Raw genomic sequence first — 16,506 nt, 5'->3', positions numbered from 1 at the left:
GGCGCGAGCGAGGCGCGCGGCGGAGCGGAGGTGCGTGGCCTCGGACGGCGGCGCGCGCCGCCGTCCGAGGGGATGGGCTCGGCGTGTTCGTGGCGAAGGTGGGATTCAGCCCAGATCGGTGAGCCGGTCGTTCGTGGATCACCGCCGTGCCCCCCCGGGGCGCCAGTCGCTATTCATTCGATTTTTTGCGATTCTTCCTCCTGTCAACGGCCAGAGCCACGATTCCAGCCGCAAACATCACGACACCTCCCAAAACCAGCGGCGCACACAGAGTCACGCCGAGCACAATCATCGGCTTGCTCTTGACTCGGCCACCGGCAAGGACGATCCCAATACCGGCCACTGCCAGCACAGAAAACAACTTGATCCACCACTCTGGACTCGTGAGCCCATCTCGCAACATAAACCATCAATCACCCATACCAGAGAACGCCACGAACGGCGCGGCGGGCAGCACCATAGATGAGCAGATCAGGCCCATAAACCGCTGCATAAGGGACAAGGATCGACCCTGTCTGCGTGAACGCACCGGTGGTCATGCTGATGACACCAGGGGCCGCGACGACGCCGACCGCCACGTCGACGCCGACGGGGACGGGTCTTCCGGCGAAGCGCCGCTGGAAGGCCGCGATCCCGGCGCCGCCGTCGTCCTTCCAGCGCGGATCGAAGGCCTCGCCCTGCGTCTGGCCGCCGCGGCAGGCGACGGACAGCGCCGCGAGCGCGGCGAGCGCCGGGAGGAGGAGCGCGCAGCGCTGTCCGTCGCCGGCGGCGGCGCGGGGCGGGGGTCGCACGCGGTGGTCCTGCGGCGGTCGTAGCGCGGCTCCGGTTGGCCGAGCAAGGAAGCGTCGGGGCGGTGGGGACGACACGCGAAGACAGCGGCCGGCTCGGAGGGATCAATGACGTTCGATAGCGGGTACGACGATCGAACCGGAGCGCCTTCAACCCTTCCGGAGCTGGAGCCGGGCGGCGCGTGCTCAGTCATGTTTCCCGCAAGACGAAGCGGCCCAATGCCTCCCGGGAGGTGATGGCCGCCTCGTCTACGCCGAAGTCAGCTCTCCAGAGCTCACGCTTGAATGCGAGTCCACGCGCCATAGCATCAGCAAAATCTTCCAGTGGTGCGGGCGGGAAGTCCCCGGCCACTCCTTCCGGTAGATCTTCCATGATCGAGACAGACTCGGCGCACAGGACTGCGATCATCTCCCAGACCAATGCCGTAAACTTCTTGAGCCCAGAGATCGGATGACAGATCGCCATGCTGAATTCTATGCGGCTCTCGCCACCCGTGGCACGGATCTCGATTTCGAAAACATAATCTTCGCCTCGCACGTGTACGCGCCGAGCCTTTGGGCTGAAGCTGTCGGCCGGTGAAGCTCCGGGAATCCGCAACAGGAGTCCAGCAGCATCATCTTGGGATACAGACGACTCAATTGCAACCTTGAAATCCTCAACGCCCATACAAACCTCGCGCTAGGGATCGACTATTTCCTTCCAATCGTAGACAGGCCTAGGCGTCACCGAATCAAGTGGCGGATCGCCCTCTCAGGAATCTCGACGCCGGCTCGCTCCGCCGCGAGCACACGGTGATGACCCGATACGATGTTTCCGGCCTTGTCCACGATGAAATTGTACTCGGACCAGTTCCAGGCGCGATTGCGCATCATCTCCGCATATTCGTCGACCTTGTCCATTCCGCATATTCGTCGACCTTGTCCATGTCGAAGCGCCGGGCGGACTGCGTAGGCATGAACTTCGACAGCAGCCCTCCCCCCTTGCGGCCAAGGCTTCCACTTTCGCTGCGGCCTTCCGCGCAGCTAGCTTGGCGAGAGCCTTGCCCCCAGCCTTCACCAGCGTCACGGCTGTACCCCCAATGCCCACCGCGTCGATCGGGTCGATCATCGATGTTTCCAGCGGCAGATCTTCTCGAGCGACCTGCGCTTGGCGGAAAGCGAGTCGCTCCGCGGGGCCTCCGTCCACGCAGACTCCAGAGGTGCACATCGTCTCATCCGGATCGATGCTCTGTTCCGGGCTGTCCAGCGGCCCCACGTACGACTGACACCCGCCATCGACGCATTCCTCGGCCAGCCCAGTCGAATCGACGAACCTCAGCGGGTTATTCCGCGTGTACGTAGACAGCCCCAGGTGGATTGGGCTGTAGACACCGCCGTTCGGCGCCCCCCGCATGTACTGGTCGAGGATCGGATCCGGGCTGAGCCACACCCCGAGCCGCGGCTCGTAGCTCAAGCGAACCGTGCCCCGGGGGATAAGCTCGCCCGGCTTTCCCGGAGAGAACGCAACGCCCTGGCGCGGCGTGAACTCGATAACAAATCTCCCCTGCCGGCATGTGTAGGGGCACCGACAGAGATCTCGTCGAATGCTTGTGCTGGTTTCGGCGCCATTTCCGCTCCATCACGGACGCCCACGTCTCGCATGCGTCTCATCCGCAGTGGCCGTACTCAGAAGCCTGCGAGCTCGCTCTCCCTCACCAAGCTGCTCCAACACATCGAGCGCCGCATCTCGCTCCCCGCATATCGCCTCGCGATATAGGAGCCACAGTCCCTCTCGCACTGCACGACGACATCGCTCCACGATGTCAGATGGCGTGCCCGGGCTCGCTGAAGCATGCCCACAAAGAATCTGGAAGATGAGCTCGAGCACAGCCACGCGAACCCACTTTTCGCGCGGATCGGTCAGGGAAGCAATCAAGACCGATGCACACGCCTCAGAGACCTCAAACAGCTCGCCTTGGACGAACGCGTGATTCTCAATACCCCAATACGCGCGTTGAGCAGCCTCTCCGTTCTCCGACACTAGAAGTTCATCGATTGCGCGTTGCACTCCTTCGCCGTCCCCGCCCACGGCTCGGAGACTCGACCAGTCAATTAACACCAAGAGACGCTCCGCCGCATTCGCACTCGTCATTTTGAACCTCCCGTGGGCGCACGAACAGTTCCGGGGACGAATCGCTCCGGAGGGAACCTAGTTTGGCAGTTCGCACAAATTGGAATCTGCGCCCATTCCAGCTGGCCCGTAGCTACATTTCTCCGCCAACCCATGACCTCCGTCATGGTTCCACCAGGAAGCTTCGCATCCGCCTCAACCTCGGCGTGAACGCCAGGCCCTGAGCGGCCTACGGCAGTTTCGCCATCACGCGCGATGCCTACATATGCCGCGCTCGACCGATCGGGTCGTCCATCCGGGAGACGACCCGCTGCATCGCGCGCTGCGCGAGCCTTGTCGATCGCACCCCCTGCGGATGATGCAGGCGGCTTCGGAGCCGCTTGTGGCGCCGGCGGCGGCGCCACGGCCGGCTGCGCTGCCGCCTGTGCGGTCTGCTGTTGTTGCTGCTGCGTGACGAGCCTGAGCAGCAACCGACGCGCGGCGTCGCCGAGGCCGCGCCTCAAGCCGCCAGTCGCGGCCGCTGCGCTTGCCGCCCGCCCGCTTTGGGCCATGCGCTGCACCAGTTGGCTTTGGTGGAACGCTGCCCCCTCGGGTCCGTTGAAACAGCTTGGATTCCGGCACCCACCCATCCCAGCGCCGCCGGGCGGAATGTTCCGGCCTCCCCCTCCTTGCGCTTGCCGACCATCCGGATCGACGAGATTGACAGGATTGTTCAGCGCGTAGGTGTACAGCCCGAGATTGCCTGGATTGAAGACGCCCCCGGCAGGCCCTCCGGCCATGTACTGGTCGAGGATCGGATCCGGGCTCAGCCACACCCCGAGCCGCGGCTCATAGCTGCGCGCCCCGTAGTCATAGAGCCCCGTCGACAGGTCGAGCTCCTTGCCGTTGAACAGGTACGGCTGCCGGTTCTGGAACCGCGAGTCCGTCTGGTCGGTCCACAGCTCGCCGCTCGGCAGGTACTCGACGTGCTGGCTCAGCTGCTGGTCCTGGTCGGTGACGTACTGCGTGCTCCCGAGGTGGTCGGGGTGGTAGTACAAGATCGGCGGCTCCTGGAACCAGTCCGCGTCGATCTTGCTCGCGATCCGCGTCTCGCCCGCGAAGATGTGCTTCGTCGCCGTCACCCCGTTGCGCACCACGAGGTGCTGGTCGACGTACGCCGTCTCCTCCTCGCCGGCCACCCGGTGCAGGTGAACGCGCCGCTCCCCGGCGCCGTCGTACAGCGCCCGCGACAGCTCCTGTCCGTTCTCCCGCACCGACACCAGCCGGTTGTCCTCGTCCCAGCTCAGGACCCGCTGCGGGCTGCCGCGGTACTTCCACTCCTTGTGGTTGCCGTTCGCGTCGTGGAACAGCTCCCGCAGCCGCGGCTGCGACTCCGCCGGCACGAACTCGTCCACCTGGTTCGCCGCGTGCGGCCTCGGCCCCGTGTAGCGGTACTCGTTGCGGTACGTCCTCTCACGAATCGGCTGTTCGAACCGCCACTGCCCCGGGCCATTCGGCACGTAGCGGGCGACCTCCTGCCCCTTCCTCTTCACGTTCCCGAGGACGTCGTACGTGATGTCGAGCGTGTATCGCTGCTGCTCGTGCCCCCGCTCCTGGTAGGTCCCCGACGCCGCGGTCAGCTGGTTCAGGTCGTCGTACGCGAACCGCTGCTGCGTCGTCGCGACCATCACCGCCCCGCCCAGCGACTCGTCGAACGGCGCCGCGTTGTCGAGCGCGAGCACGTTGCCCACGAGGTCGTAGTCGTAGCGCAGCCGCTGGAACGCCCTCGGCGGACGGCCCATCTGCTGCATCTGCGGCGTCCGGTGATCCGCGTCCACCTCCGACAGCCGCCGCGTCGATTGGTTGTAACGGTACTTCGTCTCGACCCCGTTGCCCGCCACGACCCGCACCCGCTGCCCGAACGCGTCGTACCCGATGTGCCTCAGGTACTCCGTCGTCATCGGCTCGTCCGGGTGCTGCGGATTGACCTTCTGGTTCTCCCCGAGCGCCGACACCAAGAGGCCGCCGCGGTCGTAGCCGTAGCGCACGATCTCCTCGCCGGAGCCGGGGAAGTGGATCTCCTGCATCCGCCCCAGAGAATCGAACACGTAGCTCAGCGTCGCCTGGTACGGCCCCCGGTGCGGCTCGCGCAGCCGCGGGAACTCCGCCACGAGCTCGGCCACGTTCCCGAAGCGATCGTAGCGATAGCTCCGCGTCCCCGCCGCGCTCGTCTCCTGCGTCAGCCGCCCCGCGCGGTTGCCCTTCGCATCGCCCGCCTCATCGGCGGCGCCGTACGTGTACACCACGTCCTGCGTCACCGGATAGTCGATCTTCGACAGACGGTTGTAGCTGTACTCGTACCGGATCAGCTGACCGCGCAGCCCGAGCTCCGCCGTCTGCTTCGCCCGCAGGTTGCCGGCCAGGTCATACCGCCACTCCGTGCGCCCGGCGTCCGGGCTCACCAGCTCCACCATCCGGCCGACCGAGTCGTACGTCGCCGTCGTCGCGTTGTTGCGCGCGTCCGTCACGCGCACCAGCTCGCCCAGCGGGTTGTGCTCGTACCGCGTCACGATCTGCTGCGGAGCTCCGTCGATCGTGTTCCACTCCTCGACCGCCGCGATCCGCCCGCCCACGTCCCGGTAGCTGCTCCGCGACTTGCCGTTCGCGTCGATCACCGTCTCCTGGAACAAGAGCCGCCCGTCGAACTGCACCACGTCGTACTCGATCAGCGTCCGCGCATGGCCGCCCGTCGCCTCGGCCTTCGGGTCAGGCGCCTCGACCCGCCGCTTCCGCGACAGCACGTCGTGCTGGAAGTGCGTGCTCCGCAGCATCTCCACGGCCACGAACGTCGTGTCCGGCTCCACGCTGAACACCGGCTGCCCCTGCTCCACCACGCGGCCGAGCGCGTCGAACGCCACCGCGCCGCTCACCGTCATCCCGACCTCGGTACCCGTGCCCGTGTCGCGCTCCAGGTCCTTCTTGGTCTGGATCACCCGCCCGAGCCCATCGGCGAACGTCACCGTCACGATCGGATCGCCCGGGTGCTCCGCGTCCTTGTGGCTCGTCTTCGCCCAGGCCGGCAGCGCCGTCGACTGATCGGGCTGGAGCGCGTACTCGAATCCGACCGCCGGATCACCCTCTCCGTCGAGGTCTTCCTCGCTCCAGATCTTGCTCGGTGTGCATCCGACCGGAAGCGCCTCTGGCTCGGTGAGGTCGTTCGGCCCCCAAACCCCGATCAGCCGGCCGAAGGCGTCGTATCGATGGGCGATCGTGTGCCCGTTGACGTCCGTCTCCTGCGCGACCGTGCCGAACGCGTAATTGGGCACGCTGATCGAGCGGTAGCCGAAGCTGTCGCTCACGCACGTGCGGTAGCTCTGCGTCAGGGCATCGTAGCCGTAGGTCAGCTTGTAGGCGGTCGGATCGGTGAAGGTCTCGAGGTTGCCGACCTCATCGTGCTCGAAGCGCCAGGTCGCCTGGTCGGCCGCGTACGGCGAGCCGTCCGGCCGCTTGCCTCCGGAGATGACATTCGTGAGCGTCTCGAGCGCGCCCGTCGCCGGCGCGTACGTCGCCGTGCGCTCGCGCAGCATGCGCTCCTCCGTGTCCGTCGTCCGCACCAGCCTCGGCTTCACGAAGTAGGGCGCGTCGTCCTGCTCGTACTTGATGTGGTGGTGCACGTCGTCGGCCGAGGTCCCGTCCTCGCCATAGGAGAACACGTCGGTGAGGTTGCCGTCCTCGTCATAGAACCGCGTCTCCCGCGTGTGTTTGTGAACCGCCGCCGGGTCGTCCGTGGTCCCCTCGTAGAACGCGCTCCTCCGCTCCGTCTCCCTCGGGAAGAACCACCCGTTCGCCGCGATCTGCGTCAGATCGGGCGCCAGGTGATCGACCTCCTCCACCGTGTAGAGCATCCCCTCGCCGTCGCGCAGCGTCGAGCGCGCCGCGAGCCCGCGCCGGTAGACGTCCTCGTTCCGGTAATCGACCTCCTCGACCGAGATCGCGGAGACCCCATTCTCAACCTCGCCCAGCGTCGTCGTCGCGACACGCCGGTACCCGAGGTCCAGCCGCTCATCGCGGTGGTACACCCCGTCCCCGTGCGTGCCGATCTGCGTCCGGTACGTGTGCACCCCGTGCGCGCCGCTCACGCCCTCCACGCCGTCGCGCACGACCACGTCGCTCAGCACCCACTGGCTCGACGGCATGTCGACCACCGCTGTCCTGTCGTCGATCGCCGTGCTCGCGTCATCCGCGGGCAGCCCGCTCTCGTCCACCGGCGCGTTCGCGGCGACCTCCCTCGGCACCACCAGGTTGCCCTCGCGCCGGTAGTCGATCTCCACGCTCCCGCCCAGCGGCCGATGCACGCGCCAGAGCAGGTTCGCCTTGCCGATGACATTCCTCCGCGCCCGCACCGCGCTGTCGCCGTCCCGCTTCAGCACGTGGTCGGCCAGCCCGTCGCCGTCGATGTCCTCGAACCCGAGCTGCGACCCTCCGCTGCCCTCGGAGTAGTACACCGACCCGCCGATGCAGACGAAGTAACAGACCTGGAGCGACACGCTTCCGTCGAGGCTCTCCGAGCGCCGGAAGCCCACCGCGTCGCCGCCGCCCATGAACGTGTACTCCTGCGGGTCGATGTTCACGCCCCAGGCGCCGGCCGGCCATTGCTCCTCCGCGGCGAACCGGTCGCCGAGGTTCAGCTGCACCCGGAACGACGTCTCCCCCGGATCCTTCATCACCTTGTCCGGCAGCCCGTCGCCGTTCATGTCGACGAAGTCCACGATCGTGCGCGCCGTCGTGCGCGTGTAGCCGATCCCCGCGCCCACGCTCGCGCTCACCCCGCCGCTGGAGCCGCCCGCGCTCGCCCCGAACCCGACGCTCTGCGCGCCCGTGTCCTCCAGCCGCACCGCCTCCACGCCCGCCGCGTCCGAGAAGAAGCCCAGCACCTCGCCGAGCGCGCCGTTCAGCTCGCCTGCGTCGAAGCTGCCTTTGGTGAACCCGTCCCGCTGCCACGGCACCGGCGCCGTGAACCGGTAGCCGAGGTTCAGGGCCACCGTCATCTCCTCGCTCTCGGGGTTCTGCGTCACCTGGTCGACCAGCCCGTCGCCGTTGATGTCGAGCAGCTCCACGTGCGCGGCCGACAATCCGTAGCTCGTCCCGGCGCTGAAGCTCGTGCGCAGGTAGCCCTGCGAGCGCCCCCGGCTGTCGGTCTTGTTGAGCGTCTGCTCCTCCTCGTCTCCCGCGCTGAACGTGAGCGACGCGAGGTCGCCGCTCAGCCGCACCGTCCGGTGCTCCACCCGCCGCAGCGCCTCCGGCAGCGAGAACGACGCGCTCGCGCCGAACCCCTTGCCGGTATTGAGCACCGCGCCCTCGCGCGTCACGCGGTCCGGGTAGCGGTCGCCGTTCAGATCGATGAGCTCCAGGTCCGTCGTCGTGCTGCCGAAGCTGTAGCCGCCGCCCACGGGACCCGCGCCCGCCGTGAGCTCCGCGTTCCACGTCTCCGCGTAGCGCACGCTGCCCCGGTGGCGCTGCCCCGAGAGCCGCCCCACCACCGACGGCAAGACCCGATCGCCGCCCACGAACGCCTCCGACGCCGCGGCGCCCCAGATCGGCGTGCCGTCCTCCAGCGAGAGCGGCACCGCGAGCGTGAAGCCGCGCTCGGGGTCGCGCGTCGGGAACAGGATGTCCGCCTCGGAGAACGCGCGGTCTCCGTTCATGAAGCCGACGGACCAGCCATGGAACCCGCCCGCCGTCGGGTCCTGCGGAGCGCCGTCGATGAGCGCCTCGGACGCCGGATCCGGCACGAGGACGGTGAACCACACCGGCGCCCCATCGATGCTCGCGCCGATGATCGCTCCGTTGCTGTCGGCCGCGTTCGTCTGGAAGAGCGTGACGTAGATCGGCTCGCCGGCCTGGACCTGGAGATCGACCGCCATGGTCACCGCGCTTCCGGCGCTGCTCGCAGGCACATACAGCTGCTTGTGGAGCAGCCGGTGCACGCCTTGCACCAGCAGCGTCAGCGACGTATTCCCCGGCACGACCACCGTCCCTTCGAGCCGCACCGTGCCCGTCTCGGTCGCGATCCAGGGCGAGCGGCGCGCCCCCGGCCTCCACCGCTGCACGGGCATCGCGACATACGGCTGCTGCTCGATCAGCGCCACCGGAAGCGGCGCGTCCTCGGCCGTGTCGCTGTCCAGCTTGCAGCCGGCGCGGCCGTTCGGCTGGATCGCGCACTGCACCGGCCCGCAGCGCCGCTCGCCCGTCTGCCGATCGGCGCGGCAGTACGTCCGGTACTCGACCGTCGGCGTCCACGAGACGCGCGCCGGGTCGTCCGGCACGTCCGACTTCACCCGGAACCACAGCCGATCGCCCTCCTTCACCGACACCAGGCCGTTCTCATCGCCGTGAATGCGTCCCGCGAGCGCCAGCACCCCTGCGTCCGCGCTCACCACCTCCTCATCCATCACGCTGTGGAACGTGCCCTCGCTCTCCCGCGCGATCGACACCCGCAGCTCATCGCTCGTCGACCCTTTCACCAGATCGCCGGTGATGCGCACGAGGCCGTCCGACGACGCGACCCACGGCACCTCGGGCCGCCCCCCGAGGCGATGGTCCTGCGCGTACTCGAATCGATGGATGGGCCGACCGTCCGGCCCCACCTGCGCGAGCAGCTCCTCGCTGACCTCGTAGGTGATCGTCGGGCTCCACGACAGAAGGTCGGACGCCGTGTTCACCACCCGCTCCGGGTCGATCTCGGGCGCCGCGCTCACCCGGAAGTAGAGCCGATCGCCCGCGAACACGTGAACCGAGAGCGGCGCGCCCCCGCAATCGCCCGCGCCGATCGCGCACGGCCCGAGCTCGTCCGGACCGAACGCATGGCCGAACAGCGGCGGCAGCTCCCCGTTGCGCACGAGCTCCACGCGCAGCCCATCGCCGCCCGCCTCCTGCTTTTGCAGCACGCCTCCGATGCGCACGTCCCCCTCGAACGGCGCGATCCACCGCAGCATCGGGTCCGCCGGAAAGAAGTCGGCGCGCGACGCCAGCGCGAAGTCCGGACGACCCGACGGCGCGCTGCCGTCGACGGCCCCCCAGTCCTTCGCGACCAGGAACCCGCCGCGCCGATCGTTGAGCGCGACCTGGAGCTGCCCGAGGTCCCCGACCGACACGAGATCGGGGAACCCGTCGCCGTTGAGATCCGAGACGACCCGCTCGTCTTCCGCCCGGCTGCGCGTGTACGCCGCCGACGCGCTGAGCGCATCGCCCACGTTGATGCCCGCGTGAACGCTCCACCCCGAGGTGTCCGTCAGCCCGAGATCCCCCGCGGAGAGCCCGCCGAGGTGGAACGGATCGAGGTGATTGTGGTCGGGCAGGCGCAGCAGGTTGCGCAGCGCGTCCCCGCCGTCGCCGGCGAAGTCGGGCAATCCGTCGCCGTTCAGGTCGAGCAGGCTGGAGCGCGTCGTCTGGTCGCCGCTGTACCCGCCGCCGCCCACGCTGACGATCCCGAGCAGCCCCACCGACACGCTGCCGCCGAAGGCCGAGTCCTCCGTGCGCGACAGGCCTTTTTGAGACCACGCCTGTCCCCACGTCTCGGCGTCGGCCGCGAACGCCCCGGGCTGCCCGGACGCGGTGCGCGGCGCGGTGAAGTACTCGAACGTGTGTCGATAGAGCTCCTCGCTCGTGAGCGTCCCCTCGTCGTCCCGGCTCCCCTTGCCGGAGACGGCGATCGCCTGGAGCAAGCTCTTGCCGAAATCCCCTTCGGTATACTCGAGCGCGTAGCTGCGGATGATCGTCTCGCCGAACCGCACGTCCACGCGCCGGAGCCGCTCGCTGGTCTGCTCCAGGAAGCCCGGCCTGCCGTTCAGCGTCACGTCCTTCCGGCCGCCCTCCGAGAGGAAGTCGACGGCATACGCCGCCTCGACGCCCTGCGACGTGTTGGCCGTGTATTCGATGCGCTCGGGGTGCACCTCGATGTGCGGCGCCGGGCCCGAGGACTCGGCCCGATGCGCGTAATGGAAGAACATCTGGTTGCCGAACGGGTCGCGGACCTCCTCCAGGTACCAGCGGAACACATTGCTCGGCCGGTCCGGATCCGGATCGGCGAGCCGCGCGTTCGCGCTGCGCCCGTAGACGTAGGTCGTTCCGCTCTTGTCCGTGACCTCCCAGTGATAGCTGTCCGGTCCGGTCCCGTGGCGCAGGATCCGCGCAAAGCGCCCCTCCACCCGCTGCCGGTAGGCCTGGGGCTCGACCGACACGTCGCCAGTCCGCACGAGCTCGCTCCCGTCGAGCGCATAGCGCTCCTCGCCCGTCGCGTACGTCGGCACGCCGAAGCGCGTGTCGATCTCCACCCGCGACAGCCGCAGATCCCAGCCCACGCCGAGCCACCCGTTGCGGTGCTCGCTGTCGTAACGGATGGCGAGCGACGGCTGGATCCCGTTGCGCCCCGGCGGGACCACGATCGGGTGGCTCAGGTGCGCTGAGCCGCTCGAGCTCGCCTCCGGCGGCGCGACCAGCGCCACGCCGGCGAGCGGGCTGCCGAGCGCGAGCCCCTTGATGCTGCTCGGATCGAACGAGCGTGCCCCCGGCGCATCGGGCATCGCCAGCGTCGCATTGATGAAATCGGTGAAGTGGTCGGTGAGGCTCGCCAGCTTCCCCTTCGCCGCCTCGCCGGCTCGGTCGACGCGCTGCCAGGTGCCGAGCGCCTCGTCGAAATAGAAGCCCGTCACGTGCTGCGCCGTCATCCCCGGAGGAATGGCGTGCTCGTCAACCGGCAGCGTCAACCGCACCGGCTTCTTGAACCTGAGCCCGTGCGGCCCGAAGCGATACGCCCTCCCCCCGGGCGTGACGTTGACCATCGCACGCCCCATCGGCCGCACCTCGCCCGATGGCAGCGGCCGGATCGTGATCCGCACCGGCTCGTCCACGGCTCCCTGCGGGATCTCCAGGACAGCTCCCTCGAACGCCACCACCCGGGCCTGGTCGGGGAGCACCATTTCGCCATGGGGCGCCCCCACGTCCTCGACCAGCGGCGCGTCGAGACGAGGCCCCAAGAGCAGCCCCCCTGCGCCGTCGCTCGGCAGCCGCAATGGAATCGCCGAGAGCGCCACCCCGCCGCCCGGAGGCGATAAGGGCAAGAGCCGCGGCTCCGGCGGCCCGGCCAGCGCGACGCCCTCGTGCCCCCGCCCGAGCAAGAGCACCACAGCACAAAATACCACGAGACGATACGACCAGCCCGCGTGTCGCATTCGAGATCCCCCGATGCAAAGTCCGTTCGTTGGCGCACAGGAATCCACGGCAGAACGCGCCGTGTCAATCCGCTTTTCGCGAAAGCAATGAATGGGCGCCGACGTCGCCTCCGAGCCCCAGCCGCCTCTTCATGAAAGCTACACACGAGCATCCTCGCAGCAGCATTCGGACACCTGGCCGCGCTGAACGCGGTTGACAGCTCCTCCTCATGAGCGACCATCGCCCGTTACGCTCAACCAGGAGGGAGTCCATGCCCCTGAAACGCACCGTCAAGAACACGTCCGAGTCCACCTCACCCAAGGCCAGGTCGTCCGGCAAGACGCCCGTCTCCAGGACGAAGCGCCCTGCCGCACAACCCCATGATCCGACCAGCGATGAGGCGCTCCTCGCGCTGAACCCGACCTACGCGACTGCCCCCGACATGCCGGTCAGCGTCGCCGAGCGCGAGCTCACCTCGCTCGCGCGCCTCGCCGACGCACACGCGGCGCGGCTCGCCAGGATCGGGATCACCTCCGATAAGGTGGCTCTCCTCGCCCGCTTCGCCCGGCGCCTCGGCGCGCTCGAGAAGGCCTGGCAGAGTGCGCGCGGCGCCGTGCAGCTCACGTCGGCGCAGCGCAGGCTCCGCGACGAGGCCGAGGCGCTCGACGCGAAGCTCGTGGCCGGCGGCCGCTGGGGCTGCCGCAACGACGCCGCCGCCCAGGCCGAGCTCTCGCGCATCGCCGACGGCTCCGGCCTCGCCGACACGATCCAGGACCTGCGCGATCTCGTCGACTTCTGGTCCGACCACGAGAGCGCGCTCGGCGTGACCGACATCACGAGGAAGGACCTCCAGCGGGCCAGGGCGCTCGCCGATGCGCTCGAGGACGCCGCCGCCAACGAGGCCTCCGACGCGAGCGCCGCCCGCGCGCTGGAGCTCCGCAACCGCACGTTCTGGGCCGCCGACGAGCTCGCCAAGGAGATCCGCGAGGGCGGCCGCTACGCGTTCCGCGATCAGCCCAAGCTCGCGGCCAGGTTCGTATCGCGCTACCGGACGAGCCTGCGGCGGCGCTCCCGCGAGAAGGCCAAGCCCATCGCGCCCGTCACCGCCCCGGCGTCGAGCCCGGAGCTGACCCCGGAAGCATAACGTCGCCCGCGGGACGAGATCCTCTCGCTCCAGCGCCCGATCCTCTCACGCCCGCACGCGATCCTCTCACTCCCACACCCGATCCTCTCGCTCGCGCGACCGATCCTCTCACGCCCGCACCCGATCCTCTCCCTCCCCCACCCGATCCTCGAAGAGGGCGTGTTAGAAGGCCGCGTGCACTTCACCATCTGTCACGAGCTCGACGCCCCCCTCGACGCCGTCGAGCTCGCCGTGCTGTCACCGGAGCTCGGGCCGCGGCTGGCCACCAAGGTCGCCTCCCTCGAGAGCGTCGTCACCGTCGAGCACGCGCTCCGGGACGGCGAGCTCCTCCGCGTCCTCCGCTTCCAGGCGAGCGCGCCGCTGCCGATCTTCAAGGACTATCCCGTCGCCAAGGACGCCATGTCCTGGGAGGAGCGCTCGACCTACCGCCTCTCCGATCACGCCTCCACGTGGCAGGTCAGCCCGAAGGAGCAGTGGCGCGGCTACTTCCGCTCCGCAGGCACCTACCGGCTCGAGCGCCTGCCCCAGGGGCGCACCCGCCGCCGCGTCGACGGCGACATCGAGATCCGGCTGCGCCTGCTCGGCCCCCTCGTCGAACGCCTCGCCCTCGCCGAGGTCCAGCGGACGTACGACGCCGAAGCGGATACGCTCCGGGAGCTCGTCACCGCATGAACGACCTACCCCGCCGCGAGACCCCCGCCCGCCGCGCCCGCTTCGCCCGCCCCGCCGCCGCGCTCCTCGGCCTGTGCGCGCTCGCCAGCGCGACCGCCGCGCTCGCCGCGCCGACCGACGGCCCCGCGCAGCCGATCCCCGACCCGGGCAAGCCCGTCGCCAGCAGCGACGACACCTCGGCCATCGCGGTGAACCCCGCGAACCTCTCCTTCCTGCCAGGCACGGAGCTCCGGTGGACCTGGGTCTCCACGGGCTCGGCCTCGCCGCTGCCCGCGCGCGGCCACGCGTTCGCGCTCGGCGTGCCGCTCTGGTACGTGTCGACCGGCCTGCGCTTCGACTTCCTCGACCCGCCCGGGGCCGCGCCGGCGCCGTTCGACAGCCCCTCGCGGTGGTTCCGCTGGGGGCTCGCGCTCGACACCGGCCCGGGCTTCGCGTTCGGAACGACGCTCGGCTGGGGCAGCTCCGACGCGCCGGCGCTCGACGGGTACTTCTCCCTCACGAGCGGCATCACCCTCCGGCCCTTCACCTGGCTCTCCCTCTCGGCCGTCGCGCGCGACTGGAACCGCCCCGAGAACCGCCTCGGCGAGGCCCTCGAGCGCAGCTACGATTTCGGCGTCGCGGTGCGGCCCGCCTCCGGCAGGCGCGCGCTCGAGATCGGGCTCGAGACCGCCTACGTCGAGAACAGCGACCCCGACCGGAGCGGCACCTTCACGCCGCGCGCGACGCTCGGCCTGCGCGTGCCCTACGTGGGCACCCTCCGGGGCGACGTTACGCTGCGCGACCTCGCCAGAGAGGACGGCCCCGAGGTCGCCGCCATGGCCGGCCTCGACGTCAACGTCGGCGGGCTCCAGGTCTCCGGCGGCGGCGTCTTCGGGGACGCCGTCACCAAGAGCGGCACCGGCTTCTACACCAGCGTCGCGCTCCGCAGCTTCTCCGAGCCGGGCGTCCGGCGGCTGGCCCGCGTCGTCCGCGTGCGCCTCGACTCGACCCCGGGGGTCCGCAGGCACACGCGGCTCCTGCAGCAGCTCTGGCGCCTCGCCGAGGCCCCGGAGGTCTCCGGCGTCGCGCTCGTGCTCCGCGCCGAGCCGGCCAGCTCGCTCGCCCACGCCGAGGAGGTCGCCGACGCGATCCGCAACCTCAGGAGCCACGGCAAGAAGGTCCTCTGCCACCTCGAGGACGCCGGCGGCCGCGCGCTCCACGTGTGCTCGCACGCCGACGCCATCGCGATGAACCCCGCGGGCGGGCTGCGCTTCTCCGGCATCTCGTCGAGCTATTTCTACTTCGGCGGGCTCCTCAAGAAGCTCGGCGTGCAGGCCGACCTCGTCCGCATCGGCCCGCACAAGCTCGCCGCCGAGCAGTTCGCCCGTGAGGGCAGCACCCAGGTCGGCAAGGAGGACCATCAGGCGCTGGTCGATCAGCTGAGCGGCGCGTTCCTCGACGCGGTGAGCGCCGGGCGCCGCATCCCCGTCGAGGAGCTCAAGCGGCGGCTCGCGCGCGGCCCGTTCCTCGCGCAGGAGGCGCGGCAGAGCGGCCTCGTCGACCTGCTCGCCTACGACGACGAGCTCGGCCGCGTCATCGACGAGGTGATGGGGCGCGCCTCCCGCGTCGTCGACGACGACCCGGGCGACGAGGCGCCGGAGCGCTGGGGCTACTCGCCCAAGATCGCCCTCGTCTACCTCGACGGCGATATGATCGACGGCGAGAGCCGGTCGATCCCGCTCCTCGGCGTCAAGCTCGCGGGCTCGTACACGATCGCCGGGGCGCTGCGCCGCGCACGCGAGGACCGCAACGTCCGCGCCGTCGTGCTCCGCGTGGAGACCGGCGGCGGCTCGACGCTCGCGTCGGACGTCATCCTCCGCGAGGCGATCCTCACGGCGCGCGTGAAGCCGCTCATCGTCTCGATGGGCTCGCAGGCCGCGAGCGGCGGCTACTACGCGTCCGTCGCCGGCGGTCAGATCTTCGCGAACCGCTCCACCATCACCGGATCGATCGGCATCTTCTACGGGAAGGTCGACGTCACCGGGCTGCTCCAGAAGCTCGGCGTCAGCATCGAGACGCACCGCTCGTCGCCGCGCGCCGACGCCGAGTCGATCTACCGGCCGTTCACCGACGACGAGCGCGAGCAGCTCGGGGTCAAGGTCAAGCAGCTCTACGACCGGTTCGTCGCCCGCGTCGCCGAGGGCCGGCGCATGCGGCCCGACGAGGTCGACGCCATCGCGCGCGGGCGCGTGTGGACCGGCGCCCAGGCCCTGGAGCGCCGGCTCGTCGATCGCGTCGGCGGGCTGCGGGAGGCGCTCGCCGAGGCGCGCCGGCTCGGCCAGCTGCCCGACGACGCGCCCGTCCTGTCGCTCCCCGAGGAGGACACGTCGCTCCTCGGCTACGCGCTCAGCCTCGTAGGCCTCTCGGCGCAGGCCCAGGGCGAGCTCGCGACGGCGACCATCCCGCCCGTCATGCTCGACGCCGCGCGCGCCCTCACGCCCTTCCTCGTGTTCGGCGCCGACAGGCCGCTCGCGCGCAGCGAGTTCGCCGGCGAGATCTCGTTCGGCGCCCCCGCCACGGCGCGCGAGGACGAGCCCGCGCTGCCCTCGCTCGAGGAGCGCTGA

The 16,506-nt window shown here is 69.6% G+C and carries 8 protein-coding genes; 3 read left to right on the top strand and 5 right to left on the bottom strand.

Annotated elements, in window-relative coordinates; all coding sequences use genetic code 11:
- Window positions 1-169: 169 nt before the first annotated feature.
- The 5 genes from WME83_RS48045 to WME83_RS48025 form a co-directional block, all read right to left on the bottom strand.
- Complete coding sequence (locus WME83_RS48045) at window positions 170-403, bottom strand: hypothetical protein (protein WP_437316417.1); 234 nt, start codon at window positions 401-403, stop codon at window positions 170-172.
- Between the two features lie 10 nt (window positions 404-413).
- Window positions 414-791 (bottom strand): hypothetical protein, encoded by a 378-nt coding sequence (locus tag WME83_RS48040; RefSeq protein ID WP_437316416.1) that lies wholly within the window; start codon window positions 789-791, stop codon window positions 414-416.
- Window positions 792-978: 187 nt separating this feature from the next.
- Window positions 979-1,455, bottom strand: coding sequence for a hypothetical protein (locus tag WME83_RS48035; RefSeq protein ID WP_437316415.1), 477 nt, complete (start codon window positions 1,453-1,455; stop codon window positions 979-981).
- A 56-nt stretch (window positions 1,456-1,511) separates the two neighbouring features.
- Window positions 1,512-1,688, bottom strand: coding sequence for a hypothetical protein (locus WME83_RS48030; protein ID WP_437316414.1), 177 nt, complete (start codon window positions 1,686-1,688; stop codon window positions 1,512-1,514).
- 1,227 nt (window positions 1,689-2,915) lie between these two features.
- Window positions 2,916-12,062, bottom strand: a complete 9,147-nt coding sequence (locus WME83_RS48025; protein WP_437316413.1) for a SpvB/TcaC N-terminal domain-containing protein — start codon at window positions 12,060-12,062, stop codon at window positions 2,916-2,918.
- Between the two features lie 296 nt (window positions 12,063-12,358).
- Between WME83_RS48025 and WME83_RS48020 the strand changes: the two genes are divergently transcribed.
- The 3 genes from WME83_RS48020 (at window position 12,359) to sppA (ending at window position 16,506) form a co-directional block, all read left to right on the top strand.
- The gene (locus WME83_RS48020; protein ID WP_437316412.1) at window positions 12,359-13,231 is read left to right on the top strand and encodes a hypothetical protein; all 873 of its coding nucleotides are present in this window, start codon (window positions 12,359-12,361) and stop codon (window positions 13,229-13,231) included.
- 174 nt (window positions 13,232-13,405) lie between these two features.
- The gene (locus tag WME83_RS48015; protein ID WP_437316411.1) at window positions 13,406-13,903 is read left to right on the top strand and encodes a DUF2505 domain-containing protein; all 498 of its coding nucleotides are present in this window, start codon (window positions 13,406-13,408) and stop codon (window positions 13,901-13,903) included.
- Window positions 13,900-16,506 carry a signal peptide peptidase SppA gene (sppA, locus tag WME83_RS48010; RefSeq protein WP_437316410.1) on the top strand — a complete coding sequence of 869 codons (2,607 nt, stop codon included), beginning with the start codon at window positions 13,900-13,902 and terminating at the stop codon, window positions 16,504-16,506. The genes WME83_RS48015 and sppA overlap by 4 nt, the downstream gene beginning before the upstream one ends.

Source organism: Sorangium sp. So ce385, from assembly GCF_051474135.1.
GTDB lineage: Bacteria > Myxococcota_A > Polyangia > Polyangiales > Polyangiaceae > Sorangium > Sorangium cellulosum_D.
The sequence above is the reverse complement of the archived record's forward strand: the minus strand, read 5'-3'. Positions and strand labels throughout refer to the sequence as shown.